The following is a 2,732-nucleotide window of genomic DNA, read 5'->3' on the forward strand; positions in this document are numbered from 1 at the left end:
AACCTTCTACCGCGTTTTGCGTGACCACAGGCAACTCCGCCATCGGAGTCGAGCCCAAGCACCGACGACAGCCCCCAGACCACCCACCACGCACATCGCGACCGGCCCCCGCCAGGTCTGGTGCTGGGACATGACCTATCTGCCCACGCACGTGATCGGCCAGTGGTTCTACCTCTACCTGATCCTCGATCTCTATAGCCGCAAGATCGTCGGCTTCGCCGTCGAGGGGACGGATAACTCCGATCACGCCGCCCAGCTGGTCAAGCGCACCGCGCTCGCCGAGGGCATCCACAGCCTGGCGGACAAGCCGGTGCTGCACGGGGACAATGGCTCGACCCTGAAGGCCACCACCGTGCTGGCCATGGCCGTCCTACTCCCGGCCCCGCGTGTCCGACGACAACGCCTACGCCGAGGCGCTTTTTCGCACCGCCAAGTACCGACCAGAATTCCCCGCCAAGGGCTTTGCGGCGATCGACGTGGCGCGTCGCTGGGGCAGCGATTTCGTGCGCTGGTACAACACCGAGCACCGGCACAGTGGCATCCGTTACGTCACCCCGGAGCAGCGTCATGCCGGCGACGATCAGGCCATCCTGGCGTCCCGTCATACGCTCTATCAAGCCGCTCGTGCGAACAATCCCAAGCGCTGGAGCCGAAAGACCCGGAACTGGTCGCCGATCGGCGCCGTGACCCTCAACCCGGAGCGTGACAAAGTCGTCTCTGCGGCCACCGCTAGCGCAGAAAGTATGCGTTTGGCAACATGAACTCAGGCGACAACTACCTTGACATTCACCGATTGCCAACCCTTTCACAACGGATCGAATGGATCCGAACACCTCTTGAGGATTCCGATCTCTAGATTGTTGACAAGATCCCAGGTGCGCCATGAGTAGCGGTAGGTGACTGAGAGTCGTCCCTCAGGCCTGTCTCCCTCCGCTACTTGGAGCGCACTCCAACCTCGCTGCGGATCAAGGCTGAACAGCTCACTTACCCACCTCCGCGTAGTGGAGCCCCCCTGAAACTGCTCTCGTGTAATCGTGATGTGGGGTCGCCACACATTGTTGACGCTACGCTCCCAAACAATGGAATGAAAATTCGAGCCACCTTGATCAACGGGCTCGTAGAACAAACACAGGCGTTCGACACCGTTCGGACCGAACACGAGTCCGTGAAGATTCAACGAGGATCGGTCCGGCATGTTCACGACGGCTAACGTCCAGCTTGAGGGGCCGGCGACCGAAGGGAGCGAACCTGCAAGCGCAGCTTGCAGGCGGTCCCCTCGAAGCGCCAGTTAGGCAAGCATGACTTCTGCAAAGCGCTTTCCAATAGCTTTTACGAGATCAATAGTCATGTCGACAGATCGTTCTTTGAAGTGCGCCTTGATCTTTGTCCAAAGCGTGTCGTTCCGCATGCTGTCGAGAAGATCATACCCGCTGTCCGTAATTCTTCTTGCCAGCGCGGCGTCGATCAGGTTGTTCCCCTCGCTTGATTCAATGATGTTGGCTTTGATCAAGCCTTTCTCATCGAGCATGCGCATATGATGGGCCACCTCTTGCTCTCCATATGGCGAAAAGTCCTTTGCGTTAACTGCGCTGTTCGGCGTTTCGCAGTCTTCAAGGCGCTGAAGAATGGCTCTGTAAAGATCGAAGTTCCTGACCATGCTGACTTCCTTTCTGTTGAATATTGCAAGATCGGTCGATGGCACGTAATGAGCGGACGGTCGATACATACAGGCGGATGGACGGCATGGGCGAAATCTTCGCCCATGCTGCGCAGCGACCCCATGGACGAGCCTGGAAACCCTCTGTTCTTCGAGTTTGGGAAAACGCGGGAGGATGCCATTTCAAGACTCGTGATCGCTGACCTGGGGCATCTGTTGCCTAACGTAGAAGTGAGCGGACTGCGCGGCTTTTCGCGCAGGTCCGCTCGACTGCCGGGTTGGGGGGCTGGACGAGGAAATTCATAGGTGTTTCAAGTGTCGCCTTCTGCGCCATGCCACCCAGTGGGCGTTGGCCTCGGCGACAGCAGTCCATTGCGCGGTGCCAATAAGACCGGCGACCAGAACTCCCAGGACGGTCCCATTCGGGACGTACCATGAGAAAAGAGAGAGCGGGAGGCCGGTGATCGTTAGCCAGAAGTGGGTGGAAATGCCGTACTCGCCATGACCACTGAACAAGTTCCCGAGAGCCGCGATTGCGAGCAGCGCAAGAGCCCATGCTCCGTACCACTTGGCAACTTTCTTCGCGGCGCGATGCACTTAAGCCCCCCAACGTAGAAGTGAGGGGCGCGAGCCGGCTTGCCGGCGCAGCGTCCCTCTCGACTGCCGGGTTGGGCGGCTAACGGTGAACAAGCAACACATAGCCGATAAATACCATGCCAAAGAAAACTAAGAGACCGGACAGCCCGGCTAGGCCAAGCAGTTGAGCAACATATTTGAGACGAGACTTTTGTTCATAAAGCTGCCCGTGCGCCCACAAAGAAAACCCTACAGACAATAATGAGCCGATAGTAAAGACGACTGTGCCTGCAATACCAGCAGTAACAACTGGGTCACTTGCCTTTAGCCACCACGTATATGAATGCTGGACAAAGCCCGTGACGATGAGCCATTGGAGGGCAACAATAAAAAATGAAGCTACTAGGCCGATTCGGATTTTCATGACGCCCAACGTGAAGTGGACATCCTACTTGACAATTTACTTTGCGTCATTATACTGTATTCATGAACAGTTATT

2 protein-coding genes and 1 pseudogene are annotated in these 2,732 nt (G+C 57.1%); 1 reads left to right on the plus strand and 2 read right to left on the minus strand.

Annotated elements, in window-relative coordinates; translation table 11 throughout:
- Positions 1-761, plus strand: a pseudogene (locus CAPSK01_RS16505) (DDE-type integrase/transposase/recombinase); the annotation flags it as partial.
- A gap of 527 nt (positions 762-1,288) precedes the next feature.
- On the opposite strand, the gene CAPSK01_RS16510 reads toward CAPSK01_RS16505, so the two are convergent.
- Together CAPSK01_RS16510 and CAPSK01_RS23470 are read right to left on the minus strand one after the other, a co-directional pair.
- The gene (locus tag CAPSK01_RS16510) at positions 1,289-1,657 is read right to left on the minus strand and encodes a DUF2513 domain-containing protein (RefSeq protein WP_034929147.1); all 369 of its coding nucleotides are present in this window, start codon (positions 1,655-1,657) and stop codon (positions 1,289-1,291) included.
- A 676-nt stretch (positions 1,658-2,333) separates the two neighbouring features.
- Positions 2,334-2,657, minus strand: coding sequence for a hypothetical protein (locus tag CAPSK01_RS23470; protein ID WP_273703879.1), 324 nt, complete (start codon positions 2,655-2,657; stop codon positions 2,334-2,336).
- Between the last annotated feature and the right edge of the window lie 75 nt (positions 2,658-2,732).

Origin of the sequence: Candidatus Accumulibacter vicinus, assembly GCF_000584955.1 — a bacterium.
GTDB classification, from domain to species: domain Bacteria; phylum Pseudomonadota; class Gammaproteobacteria; order Burkholderiales; family Rhodocyclaceae; genus Accumulibacter; species Accumulibacter vicinus.